We start from the raw sequence: 21,810 nt of genomic DNA, 5'->3' as shown, positions 1-21,810 counted from the left end.
GGCCATGTCAGCAGCCAATCCAGCTTCCCCCGAATCCGGCCCCGGCGATTCCGCACCCGACTCCGGGGCTACCCAGCAAGGCGAGGCCCGTTCCAGCGCCATCATGGCCGCCGGGACGCTGGTTTCACGCTTCCTGGGCTTCGGCAAGACGTGGATGCTGGGTGCCGCCCTTGGCCTGGGCTCCACGGTTAATGACACCTTCATCAACGCCAACAACCTGCCGAACCTGATCTTCCTCCTCGTGGCCGGCGGCGTGTTCAATGCCGTCCTGGTGCCCCAGATCATCAAAGCAAGCAAAGCGCCGGACAGGGGAGCGGACTACATCAGCCGTCTCCTCACGCTGGGGGTGCTGGTGCTTCTGGGCCTGACGCTGCTCGTCACGCTCCTTGCCCCCTGGGTCATTGATCTCACAACGCAGGGGTATTCACCCGAACAGAAATCCCTGGCGGTTTCCTTCGCGTTCTGGTGCCTGCCCCAGATTTTCTTTTACGGCCTGTACGCCTTGTTGACGCAGGTGTTGAATGCCAACGGAGCGTTCGGGCCCGCTATGTGGGCGCCCATCATGAACAACGTCGTGGCCATCGCCGGCCTCGGCATGTTCATCTGGATCCTCGGGGCAAACGTCACGAATCCCCACACCCTGGATAACTGGGGACCCTTCCAGACCTTCCTGGTGGCCGGGTTCTCCACCATCGGCGTGGTGGCGCAGACGGCCATCCTGCTGATTCCGGTGTTCCGGCTCCGGCTCGGTCTCCGGCCGAAGTTTGGCTGGCGCGGGGTGGGCCTGGGCCACGCGGCAAGACTAAGCGTGTGGACGCTGCTCACTGCCGCCGTCGGCCAGCTCGCCTTCCTGTATGTAATGCGCATTGCCACCATTCCGGGTGCCGAGCGGCTTCGCCTTGAGCGCGCGGGGAACCTGACCGCGGCGGCGACGCTGCCCGGCAACGCGGTGCTGGAGGTGGCCAGCCAGCTATACCTGCTGCCGCACTCGATCATTGCCCTGTCCCTCGCCACGGTGCTGTTCAACCGGATGACACGGGCAGTCCAGGACGGTAACCGCGCCGAGTTGCGGGACGCGCTGTCCCACGGCCTCCGGACGATGGCCGTGGCAACGGTCTTCGGTGCGCTGGCGCTCTTCGCACTGGCCGGTCCGCTGGGCATGTTCTTCTCCGGCGGGAAAGTGCAGGACGGGGTGATGCTCGCCCAGACCCTGACCATTCTCGCCCTCAGCACACCGTTCATGAGTGCCAACTTCATGATGTCCCGGGTCTTCTACGCCAACGAGGACGCCCGCACGCCGTTCTACATCCAGCTCGTGCTGGCCCTCGTCAACGTAGTGGCGGCCTTCGCGATCCAGTTCCTGCCCTTCGACCAGATCATCTTCGCCATAGCCATCCTCTACACGGGCGGAAACATCCTGTCCGTGATTGTGAGTGCGTTCTTCCTTCGCCGCCTGCTGGGGCACCTGGACGGCCCCCGCGTCGCAAATTCATACATCCGGATGGGCTACGCGGCGCTCGGTTCGGCCATCGCCGGGGCCGGTGCGCTTTGGCTCATGGGGAGTTACAGCGCCGACGGTTTTGCCTGGAGCGGCAGGATCGAAGCCTTGGTGACCATCGTCGTCGTCGGCCCTGTGATGCTCGTGGCGTACTTCTTCCTGCTGAAACTCTTCCGTGTCACGGAGCTTCGGGACCTGTTGCAGCCTCTGCTGGGCCGGCTTGGCCGGCGCCCTGCCCCCGCCACAGTGGCGGAAACCGCCGCAGCTTCGCCTACCGGTACCGCCGGGGGCCGGGAACGCACGACGCCGGAGCGCGCCACTGTGTCCGTTGACACCGGCCTGATCCCCCGGATTTCCGGTGAGTTCGACGCGGCGTCGTTCCGTGCCGGACCACGGGTGGGCGATCACGCACCGGATCAAGACGGGCAGCATGAAGTTACCGCCGGTGAATATCTCCCCGCCGAGGAAGTTCCGAATACCGCGCGGGGGAGCGTCCTGCGTGAAGAGATCCCGCTGCCGGGACGCCGGACCTTCCAGGGACCGGCCGGCCGCAACCCGTACTTCAGCAACCGGCGGAAGAAGAAAAGGTGACAATGCGCTGTTTCACCGCGCTGTCTCACACGGCCGTTACGCACCATCGGCTAGGATCAGAAGCTAACTAGGGTAGTAACAGACCAGAAATTAACCGGCTAACCGGCGTATCCGCTTTGGCATGACCGAGGCGGCGATTCGGACAGTCTAGGAGGAACCCGTGTCCCACCCGATCGATGTTGGATCAGTGCTCGGCGGCCGCTACAAGGTCACCGCCACCGTATTGACCTCACACGACCATGATCTGGTGCTGGACGGCGTTGACCAGGTCCTCAACCGGCCGGTGAGCATCCTGGTTGCAGGACCGGACAATGCGGAGCAGGTGGCCCAGAGCGCCCGCGAGGTTGCCGTCGGAGAGCGGCCGGGCAATGTGCAGATCCTGGACCTCGGCGTCAGCGATTCCACCACCTACCTGATCACCAACCACACGTCAGCGGCCGATCTCCTGGACCTGGTGGTGGCCTCGAACCCGCCTTACGTTGAGCCGTTTTTTACGGACACCTTGGGCAGCGAAATTTTTGGGCATGCCCGGTCCCACGAACCGGAGACCTATGACGACGAAGAAGAGGTCGACGCCGGCTATATCAACTACGGCAACAACCGGGCCGTCGGCCAGGACCGGAAACAATCGTCCGCGCCGGTAGTTCCTCCTGTCGTGCCGCCCCGCACCGCACCGGTGCGCCCGCCGTCGTCCCCTGCCGCGGGCTCCGCCGGCGCTGATAGGGGCGCGCGCGGAACGGGTGCGAGTGCGGCCGGTGCAGCGGGAGCCGCAGGGTTGGCTGCGGGCGCTGCCGGTGCTGCAGGGGGAGCCGCCGCGGCCAGCAAGTCGTCGAAGGAGCCAACCACCGCTCCCCAGGCGACCACCCCGCAGCAGGCCGTCCCCGAGAGTACGCAGAACACTGAGGCAATTAAGGCCCAGGCACCTGCTGCGGAATCTCCAAAGGTGTCCCTGTGGGCCAACGATGACTACGACCACCGCGGCGACGACGCAACGCCCTCCACGGGACCGGCGCGGACGGCCCGTGAGAGCATGGGTGCCCCGTTCCCTGCTTTCGCCGGAGGCGGTCGCGGTGACGAGACAGACGAGTACTACGACGACGACGAGCCGCCGGAGCGCGAACCCCGGTCGATGCGGTGGCTGGTGGGAGGGCTGCTGGCTGCCGTGCTGGTGGTTGGCCTCATCTTCGCCGTATCCAACCTGGGCAGCCTGTTCAAGAGCCAGACCCAGAGCAATCCTGTTCCGGGCAACTCCAGCAGCGCCGCCCAGCCCCAGGCCTCCGGTGCTCCGTCACCAACCGGGTCCGCTGCTCCGGTGGCAGGGCCGCCGGCTGTCGAGGGCGTCTCCCGCCTTGGAAATTTCGATTTTGCCGCGACCTACGACGGGGACCTTTCAAAGACCTTCGACGCCAACGCAGCAAGCTACTGGTCGGACATGGAGTTCGCAACGGATAACTGGGGCGGCCTGGCGCCCGATGTGTCCCTGGTCGTCAAGCTGAAAGACCCCTCGAAAGTCTCGTCCATCACACTCAGCCAGCTGGGCGGTTCCGGCGGCAACATCAGTGTACTGACGAATGACCGCCCCTCCCTGGACGGAGCCAAGCAGGTGGGGAGCAACAGCTTCACGTCACCGGACCTGACCATGCCCCTTCCTGAGCCGGTAACGGCACAGTACGTGATTGTGTCCATCAAGAACCTGCCCAAGCTGGCGGCCCCCAAGACCCGCTTCGGCTACGGCCTGCGTCTCGCTGATATCAAGGTTCAGTAGCCGCCTGAAGTAAGGCAGCCCTGGTCCGGTAGAGGCGTTCAAGGCGCAGTAACACGGCGTCGTGTAGCCCGGCAAAACGGTACCCTGAGTGGTGGCGTCTTGTTGGGCTACCGTTTTACCCGGAATATTCAGAACCAACAATAGGTTGTGCCATGTGGCCGGCCAGCAAAAGCAGGCGCATCGATCAAGGAAGAGGTTCACCGTTCAGTGAGCAACGCAGAAAACACCGCGTCCCAAGTACGTGATGTCATCATCGTCGGCTCCGGCCCTGCAGGTTACACCGCTGCAGTTTATACGGCACGAGCCAACCTTAAGCCGCTGCTCCTTGCCGGTTCAGTTACTGCCGGTGGGGAACTCATGAACACCACCGATGTGGAGAACTACCCGGGATTCCCCGAGGGCATCATGGGTCCGGACCTCATGGAAAACTTCGAGAAGCAGGCTGCCCGTTTCGGAACGGAAATCCAGTTCGAGGACGTCACTGCCTTGGATCTCGACGGCGACATCAAGACCGTCACCATTGCGACGGGGGAGACCTTCCAGGCCCGAGCCGTGATTCTGTCCACCGGCTCCGCTTACCGCGAGCTCGGACTCCCGAATGAAAAGCGCCTGTCAGGCCACGGCGTTAGCTGGTGTGCAACCTGCGATGGTTTCTTTTTCAAGGACCAGGACATCGCCGTCATCGGCGGTGGCGACTCCGCCATGGAAGAAGCACTGTTCCTCACCAAGTTCGCCAAGTCCGTCACCGTTGTGCACCGCCGGGATACACTCAAGGCTTCCAAGATCATGGGTGACCGTGCGCAGGCGCACGAGAAGATCAACTTCGTGTGGAACACGGCTGTTGAAGATGTGCTGGGCGGCGACAAGGTGACCGGCCTGAAGCTGAAGAACCTCGTTGACGGCACCGAGACGGAACTTGCCGTGACCGGCGTGTTCGTAGCTATTGGAAACGATCCGCGCACCGACCTCATCAAGGACACCCTTGAACTAACGGCCGAGGGAACCATTGCGGTGGAGGGCCGCAGTTCCAAGACGAACGTCAAGGGCGTGTTTGCCGCCGGCGACGTTGTGGACCCCACGTACCGCCAGGCGATCACGGCCTCCGGCTCGGGTTGCGTTGCCGCGATCGACGTAGAGCACTACCTCGCAGACTTTCACGCCTAACAGCGCACTATTGATCCGAAGGGAAACAAGAAGATAATGAGCAACGCAAAAGACGTAACGGACGCAAGCTTCGGCACGGACGTCCTGTCGGCTGACAAGCCGGTCATCGTGGACTTCTGGGCAGAATGGTGCGGTCCCTGCCGCAAGCTGGGCCCGATCCTCGACGAGATCTCCGTTGAGTACAGCGAGAAGGTCAATGTAGTGAAGGTGAATGTTGATGACAATCCGGCCATCGCTGCCGAGTACGGCATCACCTCCATTCCTGCCGTCTACCTGTTCCAGGGTGGCGAGGTTAAGAACACTGTCATCGGCGCGAAGCCGAAGCAGTTCTTCGAGAAGGAATTTGCCGACGTCCTGTCGTAATGCGTTCTGACCGGTCCGGTGAGCGCCACAGCCAATCACCGACTGACCGGAGTACTGGGCAACATCGAGCGGTGGCCATCACTTACTGAAGTGATGGCCATCGCTTTTTCGTTTGCGGGTCGGGACGGAGAGCGTGGCCGCGGAGCCGTCAGGGGAGCGGCCGCTCAGGGGGAGTGTTCAGGGGAGCTGTGGCTTTGCGGGTTTCCGTGCTGTTGTTGGCTGATGTTGTTGGTCGAGGGGATGCAAGGTTGGGCCGTTCCGAGCTCTGATCAACTCGGCCGAGTTGCTTCTTAGTAGGATGTTTCTCAGAAGGTCTGGTCCTGCCTCTTGATTCCGTCCCTGCCTTGGCTAGGGGGGTTCCCGCCCGATTAAGGAGTCATCCAGCTCCAGAAGCGCGGAAGTGCCTTCAAACACCGACGACTTCGACGTCCTTCTCGTCGAAGGCGGCCATCCCCGGCCATGGGAGGACCAGTCGGAAGGGCAGTGTTTCACGTGAAACACCCTCTACTAGTCGTCCGTAGACTGCTGTGGAGCGATCGGCAGGCACTCCCATATCATCAGGTGACCACGAGCAGCAAATCGGCACCCAGTTGTGCGGAGCACATCAGCGATGCCGAGATGACAGTACATCGGGAAGCGATGGCAGCTGGCATCTGCTGCCCACCGACTGAATCAGCCGACCGTTGCTCGGCCGGGTGTGTTGTCTCCGTCAACTGCCGAGTGCTCCACGCAGGTGTCAAAGTTTCACGTGAAACACGTCCCGCTTCCCCGCACTCTCAAGGGCCCAATCTTTTCGGAACCCTCAGTTACAAGTCCAAGCAAGAATAGGCGCCGCTACTGATATGTATAAATAAAGCCGCCGCATCAGGACCCCAAATGTTGTTCGGGAGGTAGATCCCCGTCGCGCTCTGCTGGAACGCGAATGACGGACCAGGACGACCTAGCACCGTTGGCGAGATCGCTATTGCTCCACACCACCCAACTACGAAATAGCGACGCCAAGGGAGCTGGACCTGGGTGGAGAGGAGCAAGCGGCACTCAGGGTTTTGCGTCAACGTCAGATCGTCTGAACGGTGGACTGGCTTCGGGAAATAGAAGTCGCTGACCGGTGCAAAAGTGCGTAGGACTCCTTCGAATGGCACCGGATGACCACCGGCTTCCTGAACCGCAAGCCAGTGTCACGACCTCGGACTTACGGACATTGGGTCGAGTCGGAAGCGAGTAGCGAACGAGTAAGTGACGAGGCGCAAAGCAGGCTCAGTGCGAGGCAGCAAATTGAGCTCTCAGACGAACAGGTCATTTTGGGAGAGGGCCGGCGAGCCAACTGATGCACTTGCCTTTAGGGGTAGGGACGTCTAGCGGGCAGAGGTCGGTGCAGGTGCTGGCCCCGCTTTGCCCTGCTCATGTTTGTAGACGTCGATCGGCACCTGGGCGAAGCACGCCGATTCCTTAATCTGAATCCTCTGACCAATTCTTTACTCCGGGTTCTTCCATACTCAGCAATTCTCCTTCCTTGTTATCTGCGCCGTAAAGGAGCCCACCTTCATACGGTGATGCGCTCCGATTCCGCGACGGGTCGCTCTGCTTCAGCAGGCGTAGAGTACGGCGAGGAACTCAGCTACTGAACCGAATTACACACCTGGCAGACTCTGCCCAGGAAGGCGACCGTAACTGGGGCCCGCAGCCACTGCCAGGTCGATACCCAACTTCATGGGACGTTTCACGTGAAACATCCCAGCGGGGTGGTCACGAGGAAGGTCACGTGAAGCATTCACCTCTGACACCGCTGCTCAGGGGAGAGCGCGTAGAGGACAGGCTCGCCGTAGTTGAGCGCCGCGAGCCCAAACGGGTCGCGACCATGTCATGCTAGCCAGGCCGCTGCGCGGCGGTACTCGAGTTGGGCCATTCACCCAGGGCCCCATGCCAGCAGCGGTTAAGTCCTTATGCCGCCTAGCGCGTCCAACCTTAGAGCACGACAAAATCAACCACTTCAAGTTTCAGCTCTGGGCTAACAGGCCGGAAATCCTCGGCGTCGTGGTCAGGCGACCTACCTCATTAGTTCCGCACGGCCTGGCCGAAATCCCGGGGCGTGCCGCTGGAGTTCACGTCGTCCACACTCGCATGCATCGCAGTGGCAGGCGGCGCAGTAGTCGAGCAGATGCTCCAGCACATCGCGATGGTAAACCCGGGCATTGCGGGAAGATCGACCTAGGGAATACTGCCGTCTTCCGGCAGGCCGGCCCGCTGAAGGCAACATCCATCGTGTTTCACGTGAAACAAAACAGTCACCTGTGCTTGGTAACCCCTCGAGCTTGCGAACTGAGCCAATTTGAGCAAAAAGACGGGTAGCTCCTGGAGCGGTGACAGCATGCGCAGCCATCGCGCGCTTCAATCAATCCCAGCCCTCGCCCTATCAACTGTGATGGAGCCGAAGGGACGGTCGGAACACCCTCTGAGAAACCAGCCCCGGCTGGCATGACCACTTGCTTCATCAACGCTCAACGGCAGCATGCCAGGCTGAAAAGGCGAGCCCGTAGGTCCACACGAACAGAGCGTATAGACCAAGACGCCGAGTGAACCTGTCCTCCGAGACCGGCGACACTGGCATCCCAAGGTTCAACGGTTGCTATTTGCCAGTCCCTCTGGACGTTAGCTACCGCACGCTAGCAGTTTCTTTGGCGGCGGTTTCACCTCCCGGACGGGCCGCCGGATTGAACGAAGCGAAGCCACTGACGGCCCGACCGTCGTCCCATTGGCGGAGTGGCAGCTACGGACCACAGGGAAACCAATCACTCAGCACGATCACATGCAATGGGGGCGAGGCCGGGTAGCGGCTCTATCCATGGACATTGCTTCACGGTACATTCGCCGCTGTGGACCCCTGGACCAACTACGAGGGCGTTGATTACAGAAGGCGTCAAGGGGCCTGCCAGGGTTCCCCCTGTCAATGGGACGTGTTCAAGCGCGGAGACAAGCGGCCCCGAATCGAGGATCCGGAGATGACACGAGAGCGCAGGCTGGCCGTGGCGACATCCTGGTTGGCGTGCGAATCTTGCCATCCCCCTCGGGGAGGCGATATCAGCCGAGGCGATTCGCTGGGGCTTCTTTGCAGGAGGCACTCCCAAACCAGCCTGGCGACTCTGTGCAACCGCTTCGGTTGTGTCGCCCCGCAGCCCATCCTTCGATCGGGGAGCCCAAGACTAAAGGTACGGATGAATTGCCAGTCCAGGTTGCTTTCAGGTTTCCGGGCTTGTGCCTTCCCAGGCACCTGAGCTGCCAGAAAGACACACCGGCGTCATCACAGGCTGCCTGCTGATGTTCAAGGCTGCCCCCGTCTCGATAGCCGAAGGAGTCATTACCCCCTTCTATAGAGGACGAACTGTCTGCTCCCGGTCTCTCCGAGCCAGGGCCTGGCTCTTCCTGGGTCGCCTGAGCAGTCAATACGACCGGACAAGAGACGACGTCGCGTCGGTGTTCAACCATTGCAGTACCTCCTTGGACGTGACTAACCAGAGATTTTCACGGTCGTCTCCCACCAGTGAATAGCCGCTAAGGGCCTGGACCGTCCGCCTCAAACTCCAACCTAGGCCTCGCTGCGTCGACTCAGGCTACGATTCGTCACGAGTTTTCCACAACTAGCCGGGATTTCTCCACAGACGATATCCACAGCTTTATCCACAGCACGGCCCGCTACCGGCCTACTTGTGATCTTGGACATAGCTGTCCCCGAAGGGAGCGCAGGCTGGAGTGTGTCGCATGTCACCTGCTCGCGCTTCTGGTGTCACTCATCCGTGCGCAGGATTTCCGCCCAGACCTGAGGCCAAATACCGCCTATTTCGACGGAAAAGGCAGTTTTGATCCAGATTTTCCGGAATCCTAGCGGTGCTGCTGCCTTGTTTCACGTGAAACATGCCTAGGCGCACCTATGCCGCGTTCTCCCGGCACCCACGCTTGGGGCTGATCGCACTGGTCCCGCGAATGCACACTCTGCCCTATCCACAAAGTTATCCACAACGATATCCACTGCGTTATGCACCGCCGATGTGTGGCCAGAAGTACCTAATCCGCGGACTCGGCCGGCTTCTCCAACTCCTGTTCGTGGTGCAGACGCGCAGCGGCAGCAGCTGCGGTGCACCTTCAGCCATGCGGTAAAGCCGTGTCCCAGTGCTCCTCCGGACGGGTGAATGGACGGGGGAAGGGGCGAAAGGCACCGCACTTGGTGCCACTGCCAGTAGGGCTTTTCACAGCTCGCTCGAAGCCACCGCATAAGCGGCGCGGCAATGGCGCAAGCATCTAGTGGACGAAAGCTTCCGGTCTGCGTAAGGCGACCCTCGAACGCGGGACGGGCCCCAGCCAATGCTATGTGTCTCGATGTACGCCGTTGCAAGGCGCAACAGCCCGGCCAGCCAGCGGTGGATTCAGTCCCGGGAACGGTCCAGCATGGGTATTGCACACTGTGCCTGTAGAAGATCACCACAGGGGAGGCCTACTCCGGCCGCCGCCACGGGCGGAGCCGCCACAGTCAAATGAAGCGAGTCCGAAGTAGTGTCGACCAATGCCCGAGGTTCAGTGTTACGGCAGGAGCCAGAACACTGCTCCGAGCCTCTCAGCAATCCTCAAGCATGGATCGAACGGCCAGCGCATCAGGTCAACCGGCCCAGCTCAGCCCATTTGTGCCCGCACCAGAGGCTGTCCCACTGACCCAGGCAACCGAGGAGGGCCCAGGCTTCGCTGCACACTATCACTGGGATGGGGACAGCGGCGATATGTGGAACGTACTTTGTTCTGCGACTTGGCGCCTTATGCAGGCGTCACTCATAGGAGAAGCGGGGTCCGGGACCGCGCGGTAACGTCTTCGATGATTTGCAGGAACCAAGGGTGCACTCTCATATCAGTTAGCTCGTTCCCCGATTCCCGGCAGCTCGCTAACACAGGAAAATAATATGATTACATCTGATCGATCAACAGGCGCGGAGCATGCCGTTTCACGTGAAACATCTGCTCGTTTCAAGGATGCCTGTACAGGCGGTAGCTGTTTTTCCTGCGGCCGCATCTAGGCCATGTCAAACTCGCGATGCCCCGCTGTGGCACGCTGCCGCTCGTACGGCGACTTCGCCTGCATGACGGCGGGCCTGCAAACAGTTTGTCGAGCCTTGACCGGCTATGTCTGATGCGAGCATGACCAGGACCCCACTACAGGACCATGTCTCGGTTTAAGGGGTTTCCTTGCTGGATGCTCCTACCGGCTCCCGCCAGTGAGATACGTTGCTGTGCCTGCTCAACAGTGGACTTGGCGGTGTTAGTCACGATGGCGGAATAGGGGAAAGGACCGCAATTCTCTACACTGGACAAGATCCGCCGCGCACGCGCAGGAAGATCTGTGGTTATGCCGGTGCCTGTGACACTGAGAGTGTCTGCGCTTTGAGTATGGGCTCGGAAGCACCGGCACGTCACCTTGGGGAGTTCGGGTTCGGCGTGCGTTGATGCAGCGGCTTTCGGTACCCGCAGTATGACTGCGAATGCGTGAAGTTCGGGCACATCGTTACCGGATTCCGATTACCCGTTTCACGTGAAACAGTCGGAGCCGCGCCGTGGCCCACGTTGGTGCGGGTTTCTCTGATCATTTGAGACAAGGTTCTGCCGAGCTGTCAGCTCCGAGCTTCGCGAGGGTTTTGCCTTGCGGCCGCGAACGACACGTCGCATCGACTACTCAGAGGCCGGTCCACCCGTGAACCTGGCTGGAACGGCACTGTGCGACCGGAGGGAGGTCTGCCGCTACTTACGGTACGGTAAAACTCGCTATTGGCAGCTCAATGCCTCGACTCCACGGGCCCACCAACACCCGCGTTCCACTCACAAGGGGTCCTTATCCGCCAAGAGCGACGAAGAGCGTGACCAGTGATGCGCGCCCAGACCCAACAAGGACTCACTGAACGGCAGCGACGGTGCCACAATGCCCTCTTAAGGCAATACAGGCGTGCACGCCGCTGCCGACACGCCGATGAGCACTCTAGGTTCCCAGAAGACCTCCCAGCAAGGCTGAAGGTGGCGCTGCGGCCAGTCGGGGGTCTTCACGCACAGAACATGAAGGGGGGCGTGCGCCCCTATATGGAAGAGGGGCCCAAACCTTGCACAAATAGAGACTCTTCCCGAAAGAAGCCACAGAAAAGGGCCTGTTTCACGTGAAACAGACCCGACTCAGTGCTGCAAAGTTCTAGTTCTCGGCTCCAGGGGTCAGAACCTCCATGATGCGGTTCAGATCCTCCACGCTGGCAAACTCGATACTTACGCGGCCTTTCCTGGCACCGAGTGAGATCTTTACGTTTGTATCCAGCCGGTCCGACAGGGAGGACGCCAAGTAGTCCAGTCGTTCGTGCCGGGCTCCGGGGCGGGGAACGTTATTCTTGGAAGGTGTCGCGGGCCTCTGATACAGAGTCACCGCTTCCTCGGTAGCCCGAACCGACATTCCTTCTGCAACGATCTTCTGGGCCAAACGCTCCATAGCTGCCGCATCGGGAAGTGCCAGAAGGGCGCGGGCGTGGCCGGCCGACAGAACGTTCGCAGCAACACGGCGCTGCACCAGGGGCGGCAGCTTGAGGAGGCGGAGCGTATTCGATACCTGGGGCCGCGAACGACCAATACGGTCGGCCAGCTGTTCGTGCGTTGTGCCGAAGTCCTCCAACAGCTGCTGGTAGGCCGCCGCCTCTTCAAGCGGGTTCAGCTGGCTGCGGTGGAGGTTTTCGAGAAGAGCGTCGCGAAGCAGGTCGTCATCAGTGGTGTCCCTGACAATTGCAGGGATGGTTTCGAGTCCGGCAGCCTGAACTGCCCGCCACCGACGTTCACCCATGACGAGCTCAAACGGTTCGCCACCTTTTTCGGTTGAGGTACGGACCACAATTGGCTGGAGAACGCCTATTTCACGAACCGAGTGAACGAGCTCAGCCATGTCGTCTTCATCGAAGACAGTACGCGGCTGTTTGCGGTTCGGGTGAATGTCACCGACCGGAATCTCGGCGAACCTGACACCCGGAACTTCGACCAGCTCCGGTCCGTCGTAGGCAACGGCAGTGCTCGCACCTGACTCCGCCGCCGGACCGGCTTCCTTCGAGTCAGCCTGCTTCGTTTCGGCTGACTTAGCTGTAGGTTTCCGGGCTGGAGCCTTCGGCTCAGACGGCGCGGACGCGGAGGGCATTGTGCTACTGGACGAATCCTTCGGCGCAAAAGCTGTGGAAGCATCTGCTTCCTCCGCCAAGGCGGCCTCCGTCGACGGTGCCTCCTCCTCCAACGGAGCATCAGCCGTCTCCGCAAAACGCGCCCCGGCGGGTGCGGATGCTGCTGCGTTCTCCTCGATCAGAACGCCGGCGGCCGTCGTCGGTTTCTTCCTGGCTTCGGGGAAAAACAGGTCCACGGGACGGGAAGGCGCTGCGCCGTTGCCGGAAGCGTTAGCCGGAGCGGAGCTGGGAATGAGTGCGCCAAGACCACGGCCGAGGCCGCGTCGCTTATCGCTCATGGATAAATCCCTCCAAAGGAAGAGCCCGGCAGACCCGGCTCTGGCTAGTGCAGTTGTTGAAAATTCTAACGTTCAGCGATTTCCGCTGCGGCTTCCAGGTAGGAGAGTGCACCGCTGGAGGACGGGTCGTAGGTCATCACGGTCTGCTGGTAACTGGGTGCCTCGGAGATCCTGACGGACCGTGGCACCACAGCGCCCAGGACTTGCTCGGGGAAGTGCTGACGGACCTCCGCAGCCACCTGCGCCGCAAGGTTCGTACGTCCGTCGTACATGGTGAGAAGGATGGTGGAAACGATCAGCTCCGCGTTGAGGTGCTTCTGGATCATCTCGATGTTCTTCAGAAGCTGGCTGAGGCCTTCCAGTGCGTAGTACTCGCACTGGATGGGAATCAGCACCTCGCTGGCCGCGCAGAAGGCGTTGACCGTCAGGAGGCCCAGGCTCGGCGGGCAGTCGATGAAGATGTAGTCCAGGCGGGCCTCGCCGGCCTTCTGCCGCTCCTTGGCGTAAACGTCAATCGCGCGGCGGAGGCGCTGCTCCCTGGCAACGAGCGAAACCAGCTCGATCTCTGCGCCTGCCAGGTGGATGGTGGCCGGTGCGCAAATCAGATTGGCAATGTCCGGGCACTGGGCCACAACGTCCTTGAGCGGAACGTCATTGATCAGGACATCGTAGATGCTGTCCACATCAGCATGGTGTTCGATGCCCAGGGCGGTGGACGCGTTGCCCTGCGGGTCGATATCAATGACCAGGACGTTCAGCCCGGCAGCCGCGAGGGCAGCCGCGATGTTCACCGTGGTGGTGGTTTTACCCACGCCGCCTTTTTGGTTCGACACCGTGAACACGCGGGTCTTCTCCGGCTTGGGAAGCTGCCGGCCAATCAAACGTTCGCGGCGTTTGTTTTCATGCGCGAGTTCGCGGGCAATGGGGCTGGAGTCGTCGATCGAGTCCATGATGTTCCCGCCCATGGATTCGACAGTTTCACGTGAAACCGAGGACTTAGAGCGGTTAGTAACCGAATTGAGGTGATTCCATGTGTCGCTCTGCGCGATTGAGGGCGCGACAATGGCCCGCGCGGACCCCAGGGACACAAACGGTGGTATCCGCTGTGTGGAGGCTTCGCTACTGGTCACTGTGACACACTCACTCTCATTCGGCTTGATCTGCCGTTCACTAGCCTAACCGCTTCCCCCTAAAGTCCTGCGGCACCGGGCCAGCGGTTAGGCAATCTTTTGCGTCTTATTAACGATGATTCGAACCACAGTGGTGGGTTCCTCCAGGAGGTCCTCACCGACTACAACTACGGACGTCTGAACGCCGCCGAGCTTCCGGATGGCCTTGGCGGCCTTCTCGATCTCTTCGCCTGCACTTCGTCCCTTGATGGCCACAACTTCGCCCTTGCCTGCAAGGAGGGGGATCGTCAGCCCGGCAAGGTTGGAGAGCGCCGAAACGGCGCGGGCCGTCACGACGTCGGCGTCCACCATTCCTACCGCGAGCTCGGCCCGGGTGCGCATTACCGTGACATTCGTCAGCCCGAGATCGTCCACCACTTCCTGCAGCCAGATAACCCGGCGTTCCAGTGGCTCAATCAGGGTCAGTTCCAGATCGGGACGGGCAATGGCCAAGCACAGCCCGGGAAGGCCGGCCCCGCTTCCAACGTCCGCGACGTGGCTGCCCTCGGCGATTTCCCGCTCAATGACGGCACAATTCAACACATGCCGGCTCCAGAGCCGGGGGACTTCACGGGGGCCGATCAGTCCCCGCTCCGTTCCGGATGTGGCCAGGTGCTCTACATAACGCTTGGCCAGATCCAGACGGTCACCGAAGATCGCCTCGGCCGCCTTTAGCTCCGCGGCAGTGATGTCAACCATTGTCAGCGTCCCGGCGTCTTCAGTCTGCTGAGACAACAATGTGCCTCCCGGCACCTTCGCCTTCGGATTCGCTCACAAATCCAAGATCGGCAACGGCGTCATGGACGATCTTCCGCTCATAAGCACTCATCGGTTCCAGCGCCACGGCATTGCCGGATTCCTTCACGGAAGCCACTGCGTCCTCTGCGATCTTCTGCAGGTGGCCGGCACGCTCCTGGCGGTATCCGTTGATGTCCAGCACCAGCCGGGAGCGGTTTTCCGTTGCGGAAAGGACAGAAAGGCGGGTCAGCTCCTGGAGGGCTTCCAGAACTTCACCGTCGCGGCCAACAAGGCTCTCGAGCCCGGCAGATTCTTCCTCAGCCACGATGGAGATGTAGGTCCGTCCGTTACGGACCTCGATGTCGATGTCGCCGTCGATGTCGGCGATGTCCAGCAGTTCCTCGAGGTAGTCGGCGGCGACGTCGCCCTCTTCTTCCAGCCGGCTCACAGAAGAGCCTTTGCCCGCATCCTGCATCTCGTCGCGGGTGTCGTCGTGGTCTTCAACGCCCTCGGCGGAAACGGCGTTTTCGGTGCTCTCGACAGACATTACTTCTTCTTCCTGTTCTTACGTTGTGGCTGGATGCGCTGTCCCTTGGCCTCGGCGACCGCGGCAGCAGCGGCGGCTTCAGCCTCGACGTCGACCTTCTTGCCTCCCAGGCCCGGCAGGGCCGGCAGTCCCTTGGCGGCACGGCGCTCTGCGAGGGCCTTGGCGGCGGGGGATCCCGGCGTCGGCATGCGGCGGATGACGAAGAACTGCTGCGCCATGGTCCAGAGGTTGGTGGTGGTCCAGTAGATGAGGACACCGATAGGGAAGTTGATGCCACCCACACCGAAGACGATCGGCAGGATGTAGAGCATCATCTTCTGCTGGCGCATAAACGGGCTGGCCATGGCCTCTTCGGACATGTTCTTGGCCATGATCTGCTTCTGGGTGATGAACTGCGAGGCCGTCATGGCCAGGATCATCACGATGGTCAGGATGGTGACCGCTACAGGGTTGCCTTCGGGGTTATGAAGCAGCGTTGCCGAGAGTGGGGCACCGAAGATGGTGGACTCATCGAACTGCGTCACTTGATCGTGGCTCATGGCACCGATACCGAGACCCTTATCACGGGCTGTGCTGATGCCCGACAGCACCTGGAACAAGGCAAAGAAGAACGGCATCTGGATGAGCATGGGCAGGCAGGCGGAGAACGGGTTGGTTCCGTGCTTCTTGTACATGGCCATCTGTTCCTGCGCCATGGCCTGGCGGGACAGCTGGTCAGTCTTCCCCTTGTACTTTTCCTGCAGCTTCTTCAGGTCCGGCTGCAGCAGCTGCATGCCGCGCTGTGCCTTGATCTGCTTGACGAAGACGGGGATGAGGGCGGCACGGATCACCAGCACCAACCCGATGATGGACAGCGTCCAGGTCCAGCCGCTGGCCTCGGGCAGCCCAATGCTGCTCAGGCCCTCATGGAAGCCCACCATGATGATGGACACAAGCCATTTGAACGGAAACATGATTGTTTCAAAGAAGTCCATACGATATCCCTATTCGTCAGGCCGCAGCGCGGCCTTCTTCATCAGTCCGAGCAGCCAGGTACTTGTCCGGGTTGTTCAGCACAACAATTGTGGGGGTCTGGTGTTCGGGCCAGTGGCGGTGGCCGGCGGGGACGTGGTCCACGCCGCCGGCGTTCCAAGGATGGCAGCGCGCGAGGCGCCGCGCCGCAAGCCAGCTTCCCTTGACGGCACCGTGCACGGTGATTGCTTCGAGGGCATAGGCCGAACATGAAGGAAAGAAGCGGCAGACCTGGCCGTACAAGGGCGAAATCACCTTGCGGTAGGCCATCAGCAGCAGGATCAGAAAGTTTCGGGGCAGGTTCCACAGGGCTTTGCCCAGGAGGACCGCTGCTGGTTTGAAGGAACGGACGACGGCGGCAATGGCGTTACGCACGCGGTGTCCCTTCCTGTGTAGTTTGCCGTGAAACCGCTGACGCGGCCCGAGGAAGGCGGCCGCCCAGCCGTTTCATGGTCGTTTCCAGAGCGGCGTTGTAGTCTGCCAGCAGTTGGTCCCAGCTGGCGGACGCGGCCGCGGGCAGAGCCCGGACCACAATGGCGAACCCGGTACCGTACTCCTGCAACGACAAAGCTCCGGCTTCTCTCAGTCTCCTCTTAACGAGGTTCCTGACCACAGCGTTCCCGACACTTTTGGAAACGATGAATCCGATCCGGCTTGGTTCGTCAGCAGCAATAGCTACCGTATATAACACTACGTTCCGGCGTCCATTGCGGACGCCGGAACGTACAGTTGTTGAAAAATCGGTTGAAGTCCTCAGACGGTTCCTGGTGGCTAGCACCGTTAAACTCGCAAAGGGATGTTGACCGACGAGTCAGTGTGTTTAGGCCGACAGTTCGGTGCGGCCCTTGCCACGACGGGCTGCCAGGATGGCGCGGCCGGCACGGGTACGCATACGAAGGCGGAAGCCGTGCTTCTTGGCTCGACGGCGGTTATTCGGCTGAAAAGTCCGCTTGCTCACGTTAGTTACTCCAGTGGATCAAAGGTGCGCCCACCCGATCAATAAGGGGAAGAACTGGCCGACGCTAAGTTTTGTATATGCACGCTGCCTCGGCTCATAGGACGCAGAACGTCAGAGAGATTCAAATGAGGTCGAAAAGCGGACACAAAGGACTTCACAACGTTAGGCCAAAAAGCGCGCCCCAGTCAAACCGGCCCAACCTTCACTGCCCCTGCCCCGCTGTGGTTAACCCCTGCCCACAGCCTGTGGATGAAGTAGCTCACATGGCCCGATTTCGAACCACAACCGTGTAATTATCCACAAGCCTCTACCCAGCTATCTTCTAGGCTTTTGATCCCCTAGAGTGGCTCAGTAGCCGATTATCCACGCTCTGTGTATAACCCTGTGGATTAAGCCCGAACGCAACCCCTGGTTCTGTGCTTGTGGCTGCAGGTAATGCAGGCAAGCAAGTTTGAGGAACTGATTGATGACAGTAGACGAAGCCAACCACGCGAATACTGTCGGAAGTTCCTGGCGTCGGGTTGTGAGTCTGCTGGAGCAGGACCACCGGGTTTCACCACGGCAGCGCGGCTTCGTAATCCTTGCCCAGGCCCAGGGACTGATAGGGTCCACCCTCCTGGTGGCCGTTCCCAACGAACTCACGCGTGAAGTCCTCCAGACCCAGGTCAAGGAAGCACTCGACGACGCCCTGCACAGTGTCTTCTCCGACGACATCCGCTGCGCCATCGACGTCGATACCGATCTGGTGCCCCTCCACACGGAGCCGGAACCCGCCGTCGAACTTTCCCTGGCGACCGATCCCACCGTGGAGCAGAAGCCGCAGCCCATGCTGCCGAGCACTTCCCATGAATTCGGCAGGCTGAACCCGAAGTACGTCTTCGACACCTTTGTGATCGGATCCTCCAACCGGTTCGCCCATGCGGCCGCAGTCGCCGTCGCGGAAGCGCCGGCCAAGGCCTACAACCCGCTGTTCATCTACGGTGACTCCGGACTTGGAAAAACCCACCTGCTGCACGCAATCGGCCACTACGCCCGCCGGCTCTACAGCGGGATCCGCGTCCGCTACGTGAACTCCGAAGAGTTCACCAACGACTTCATCAACTCCATCCGGGACGATGAGGGAACCAGCTTCAAGACCACGTACCGGAACGTCGATGTGCTGCTGATCGATGACATCCAGTTCCTGGCCGGCAAGGACCGGACGCTTGAGGAGTTCTTCCACACGTTCAACGCCCTGCACAACAACAACAAGCAGGTGGTCATCACCTCGGACCAGCCGCCCAAGCTGCTGGCAGGTTTCGAAGACCGGATGAAGTCCCGCTTCGAATGGGGCCTGCTGACTGACATCCAGCCGCCGGAACTGGAGACCCGCATCGCGATCCTCCGGAAGAAGGCCCTGAGCGAAGGCCTCTCCGCACCGGACGACGCCCTCGAGTACATCGCGTCCAAGATCTCCAGCAACATCCGCGAACTGGAAGGCGCACTCATCCGCGTCACTGCTTTCGCCAGCCTGAACCGCCAGCCGGTGGATGTAGCCCTTGCCGAAATGGTGCTCAAGGACCTCATCACGGACGACGGCGCCCAGGAGATCACGTCGGCCCAGATCCTGACCCAGACCGCGGACTACTTCAAGCTCAGCATGGAGGAGCTCTGCAGCAAGTCCCGCACCCGCACGCTCGTAACGGCCCGCCAGATCGCGATGTATCTGTGCCGTGAGCTGACGGACATGTCACTTCCCAAGATCGGGCAGGAGCTTGGCGGCCGCGACCACACCACCGTGATCCACGCAGACCGCAAGATCCGCGAACTGATGGCCGAGCGCCGTGTGATCTACAACCAGGTTACGGAGCTGACCAACCGCATCAAGCAGCAGCAGCGGGATTCCTAAAGCCGGTTTCCACCCCGCCTCCATACCTTATTAACAGGCGCATGTGGATAAGCCTGTGGATAGTTAAGGGGACAACTGCGGTTAATGGGCTTAAAACCCTTAAGGCATCTGTGGATCAGCGAAACGGCCGAAAAAGTTGTCCCCATCCACACCCTGTTTAAAACCTGCATCGCCCACAGCGGATGAACAGGGCTTAACCGCGGAACGGTGCCGCAGGACGGGGTTATCCACAGTTTCCACAGCAGTTATTAACACTACTAATCCCAAAAAATTGAAATTCCCTCAAACAACAATCTCGTTCCGCCCCCGGCCCGGCCCCGTGTCCTCGGACCGGAAGGGCCAGGGTGCCTGCCGGGAGATGGGGAAATCCCGGGTCTTCCGGCTAAGCTGTCAGCAGCGCTCCCATCCTTGGGTCTGTTTGTGGTTCAGCAAGCGCGGACCATGCAGGTTCCGGTGTCCGGGGGCAAGGTTCTTCGAACTCCCTGCGGGAGTTCCCGTTGAGAAAATGGCAGCAGCAATGAAAGGCGGCACCCTTCCGTGAAGTTCAGAGTCGAACGGGACGTCCTGGCAGAAGCCGTTACATGGACCGCCCGATCGTTGTCTCCGCGGCCGCCGGTTCCGGTGCTTTCCGGGCTTTTGCTCAAGGCCGAGTCCGGCACCGTGAGCCTCTCGAGTTTTGACTACGAAACGTCGGCTCGCCTCGAAATCCCGGCTGACATCAGCGTTGAAGGCACCATCCTGGTTTCCGGCCGCCTCCTTGCAGACATCTGCCGCAGCCTGCCCTCCGCTCCCGTTGACGTCGAAACCGACGGCAACAAAGTCACGCTCACCTGCCGCCGAAGCAGCTTCCACCTCGCCACCATGCCCGAGGCAGAGTACCCGCCGCTGCCAGCGTTGCCCACCATCAGCGGGACGGTTCCGGGAGACTCCTTCGCGCAGGCTGTGTCCCAGGTGATCATCGCCGCCAGCAAGGACGACACCTTGCCGATCCTGACCGGCGTCCGGATGGAGATCGAGGACGACCTCATCACGCTGCTGGCAACAGACCGCTACCGCCTCGCCATGCGCGAAGTCCCCTGGAAGCCCGTCAATGCCGGCATCTCCACCAGCGCCCTGGTCAAGGCGAAGACCCTCAACGAAGTTGCCAAAACCCTTGGCAACAGCGGAGACATCAACCTCGCACTGGCCGACGACGACAGCCGCCTGATCGGATTCGAAAGCGGCGGACGCACCACCACCTCCCTCCTCGTGGACGGCGACTACCCTAAGATCCGGTCACTGTTCCCGGATGCCACCCCGATTCACGCCACAGTGCAGACCCAGGAACTCGTCGAAGCTGTCCGGCGCGTCTCGCTCGTTGCCGAACGCAACACCCCGGTCCGGCTTGCCTTCACCGAAGGCCAGCTCCACCTCGATGCCGGCACAGGCGAGGACGCCCAGGCTTCCGAGGAACTTGAAGCACAGCTAACCGGCGACGAAATCACCGTGGCCTTCAACCCGCACTACCTCATTGAGGGCCTGAGCGTCATCGAAACCAAGTTCGTCCGGTTCTCCTTCACCACGGCGCCGAAGCCGGCCATGATCACGGCCCAGGTCGACGCCGACGGCGAAGACCAGGACGACTACCGGTACCTGGTTATGCCGGTGCGCCTGCCCAACTAATTTCCGCCACCACCCCCAGCGCAGAAAAGAGTTCCCACGTGCACATCGGACTAATCGGCCTTGGAAAAATGGGCTTCAACATGCGCGAGAGACTGCGCAAGGGCGGCATCGAGGTGACCGGTTTCGACCGGAATCCGGACCTCACCGACGTCGCCACTGTTGATGAACTCATCGCCGCTGTTCCTGCACCCCGCATTATCTGGGTCATGGTTCCGGCAGGCGAGATCACCGACGTCGTGATCAGCGAGCTCGGTTCCAAGCTCGACGCCGGCGACTTGGTGATCGACGGCGGCAACTCCCGCTTCACAGAGGATCAGAAACACGGCGCTGCGCTGGCTGAGAAGGGCATCCGCTTCGCGGACTGCGGCGTCTCCGGCGGTGTCTGGGGCCTGCAGAACGGCTACGGGCTGATGGCAGGCGGCGACGCCGCAGACATCGAACGGGCCATGCCCGTGTTTGACGCGCTCCGTCCTGAAGGTGAGCGGGCCGACAGCTTCGTCCACGTTGGCGGAATCGGCGCGGGCCACTACGCCAAGATGGTGCACAACGGCATTGAGTACGGACTCATGCAGGCCTATGCCGAGGGATACGAACTCCTGGCCGCCAAGGACATCGTCACCGACCTTCCCGGAACCTTCCGCGCCTGGCAGAAGGGAACCGTTGTGCGTTCCTGGCTCCTGGACCTCATGGTCAAGGCACTCGATGAAGATCCCGGCCTGGCCTCGATCGACGACTACGTCGAAGATTCCGGCGAAGGCCGCTGGACCGTCGAAGAGGCAATCGCCAACGCGGTACCCGCTCCGGCCATCACGGCAGCCCTGTTTGCACGCTTCTCCTCCCGCGAGGACAACTCTCCGGCGATGAAGATGGTGTCCGCCCTGCGGCATCAGTTCGGCGGGCATGCCACCCGTCCGGCAAAGTAACGGCAGTGCGGGCAGTCCGGGAA

General features: G+C 61.2%; 15 protein-coding genes. 7 read left to right on the top strand and 8 right to left on the bottom strand.

Going from position 1 to position 21,810, the window contains the following annotated elements; all coding sequences use genetic code 11:
• Nucleotides 1-4: 4 nt before the first annotated feature.
• From murJ to trxA, 4 genes are all read left to right on the top strand, one after another.
• Nucleotides 5-2,089 carry a murein biosynthesis integral membrane protein MurJ gene (gene murJ / locus J7I92_RS19155; RefSeq protein ID WP_214843096.1) on the top strand — a complete coding sequence of 695 codons (2,085 nt, stop codon included), beginning with the start codon at nucleotides 5-7 and terminating at the stop codon, nucleotides 2,087-2,089.
• Nucleotides 2,090-2,249: 160 nt separating this feature from the next.
• Entirely contained in the window at nucleotides 2,250-3,854 is a 1,605-nt protein-coding gene (locus tag J7I92_RS19150) for an ABC transporter substrate-binding protein (RefSeq protein ID WP_214843095.1), read from the top strand.
• A 207-nt stretch (nucleotides 3,855-4,061) separates the two neighbouring features.
• Entirely contained in the window at nucleotides 4,062-5,018 is a 957-nt protein-coding gene (gene trxB / locus J7I92_RS19145) for a thioredoxin-disulfide reductase (RefSeq protein WP_214843093.1), read from the top strand.
• A 36-nt stretch (nucleotides 5,019-5,054) separates the two neighbouring features.
• The gene (gene trxA / locus J7I92_RS19140; protein ID WP_214843091.1) at nucleotides 5,055-5,381 is read left to right on the top strand and encodes a thioredoxin; all 327 of its coding nucleotides are present in this window, start codon (nucleotides 5,055-5,057) and stop codon (nucleotides 5,379-5,381) included.
• A 6,214-nt stretch (nucleotides 5,382-11,595) separates the two neighbouring features.
• Here the strand turns inward: trxA and J7I92_RS19135 are convergent.
• From J7I92_RS19135 to rpmH, 8 genes are all read right to left on the bottom strand, one after another.
• On the bottom strand, nucleotides 11,596-12,891 hold the full coding sequence (locus tag J7I92_RS19135) for a ParB/RepB/Spo0J family partition protein (protein WP_214843090.1): 1,296 nt from the start codon (nucleotides 12,889-12,891) through the stop codon (nucleotides 11,596-11,598).
• Nucleotides 12,892-12,956: 65 nt separating this feature from the next.
• Nucleotides 12,957-14,021, bottom strand: coding sequence for a ParA family protein (locus tag J7I92_RS19130; RefSeq protein ID WP_311380440.1), 1,065 nt, complete (start codon nucleotides 14,019-14,021; stop codon nucleotides 12,957-12,959).
• A gap of 87 nt (nucleotides 14,022-14,108) precedes the next feature.
• On the bottom strand, nucleotides 14,109-14,759 hold the full coding sequence (rsmG, locus tag J7I92_RS19125; RefSeq protein WP_214843320.1) for a 16S rRNA (guanine(527)-N(7))-methyltransferase RsmG: 651 nt from the start codon (nucleotides 14,757-14,759) through the stop codon (nucleotides 14,109-14,111).
• Nucleotides 14,760-14,778: 19 nt separating this feature from the next.
• A complete protein-coding gene (locus J7I92_RS19120; RefSeq protein WP_214843089.1) occupies nucleotides 14,779-15,345 on the bottom strand; it encodes a R3H domain-containing nucleic acid-binding protein in 567 nt (188 codons plus the stop codon).
• Nucleotides 15,345-16,319 (bottom strand): membrane protein insertase YidC, encoded by a 975-nt coding sequence (gene yidC / locus J7I92_RS19115; RefSeq protein WP_214843088.1) that lies wholly within the window; start codon nucleotides 16,317-16,319, stop codon nucleotides 15,345-15,347. The genes J7I92_RS19120 and yidC overlap by 1 nt, the downstream gene beginning before the upstream one ends.
• A gap of 16 nt (nucleotides 16,320-16,335) precedes the next feature.
• Nucleotides 16,336-16,731: a membrane protein insertion efficiency factor YidD gene (yidD, locus tag J7I92_RS19110; RefSeq protein ID WP_214843087.1), complete on the bottom strand. Its 396-nt coding sequence runs from the start codon at nucleotides 16,729-16,731 to the stop codon at nucleotides 16,336-16,338.
• Complete coding sequence (gene rnpA, locus J7I92_RS19105; RefSeq protein WP_214843086.1) at nucleotides 16,724-17,134, bottom strand: ribonuclease P protein component; 411 nt, start codon at nucleotides 17,132-17,134, stop codon at nucleotides 16,724-16,726. The genes yidD and rnpA overlap by 8 nt, the downstream gene beginning before the upstream one ends.
• A 42-nt stretch (nucleotides 17,135-17,176) precedes the next feature.
• Nucleotides 17,177-17,314 (bottom strand): 50S ribosomal protein L34, encoded by a 138-nt coding sequence (gene rpmH, locus J7I92_RS19100; protein WP_003800212.1) that lies wholly within the window; start codon nucleotides 17,312-17,314, stop codon nucleotides 17,177-17,179.
• A 466-nt stretch (nucleotides 17,315-17,780) separates the two neighbouring features.
• Here rpmH and dnaA point away from each other — a divergent pair, with 466 nt between their 5' ends.
• The 3 genes from dnaA to gnd all read left to right on the top strand — a co-directional run bounded on the left by dnaA (nucleotide 17,781) and on the right by gnd (nucleotide 21,787).
• The gene (gene dnaA, locus J7I92_RS19095) at nucleotides 17,781-19,202 is read left to right on the top strand and encodes a chromosomal replication initiator protein DnaA (protein ID WP_137320582.1); all 1,422 of its coding nucleotides are present in this window, start codon (nucleotides 17,781-17,783) and stop codon (nucleotides 19,200-19,202) included.
• Between the two features lie 537 nt (nucleotides 19,203-19,739).
• Nucleotides 19,740-20,864 carry a DNA polymerase III subunit beta gene (gene dnaN, locus J7I92_RS19090; protein WP_214843085.1) on the top strand — a complete coding sequence of 375 codons (1,125 nt, stop codon included), beginning with the start codon at nucleotides 19,740-19,742 and terminating at the stop codon, nucleotides 20,862-20,864.
• A gap of 38 nt (nucleotides 20,865-20,902) precedes the next feature.
• Nucleotides 20,903-21,787 carry a phosphogluconate dehydrogenase (NAD(+)-dependent, decarboxylating) gene (gnd, locus tag J7I92_RS19085; RefSeq protein ID WP_214843084.1) on the top strand — a complete coding sequence of 295 codons (885 nt, stop codon included), beginning with the start codon at nucleotides 20,903-20,905 and terminating at the stop codon, nucleotides 21,785-21,787.
• Nucleotides 21,788-21,810: the final 23 nt, after the last annotated feature.

It is taken from the genome of Arthrobacter sp. ISL-72 (assembly GCF_018613755.1).
Taxonomy (GTDB): domain Bacteria; phylum Actinomycetota; class Actinomycetes; order Actinomycetales; family Micrococcaceae; genus Arthrobacter.
Note: the sequence above shows the minus strand (reverse complement) of the source record. Positions and strands in the feature narration are given on the sequence as shown.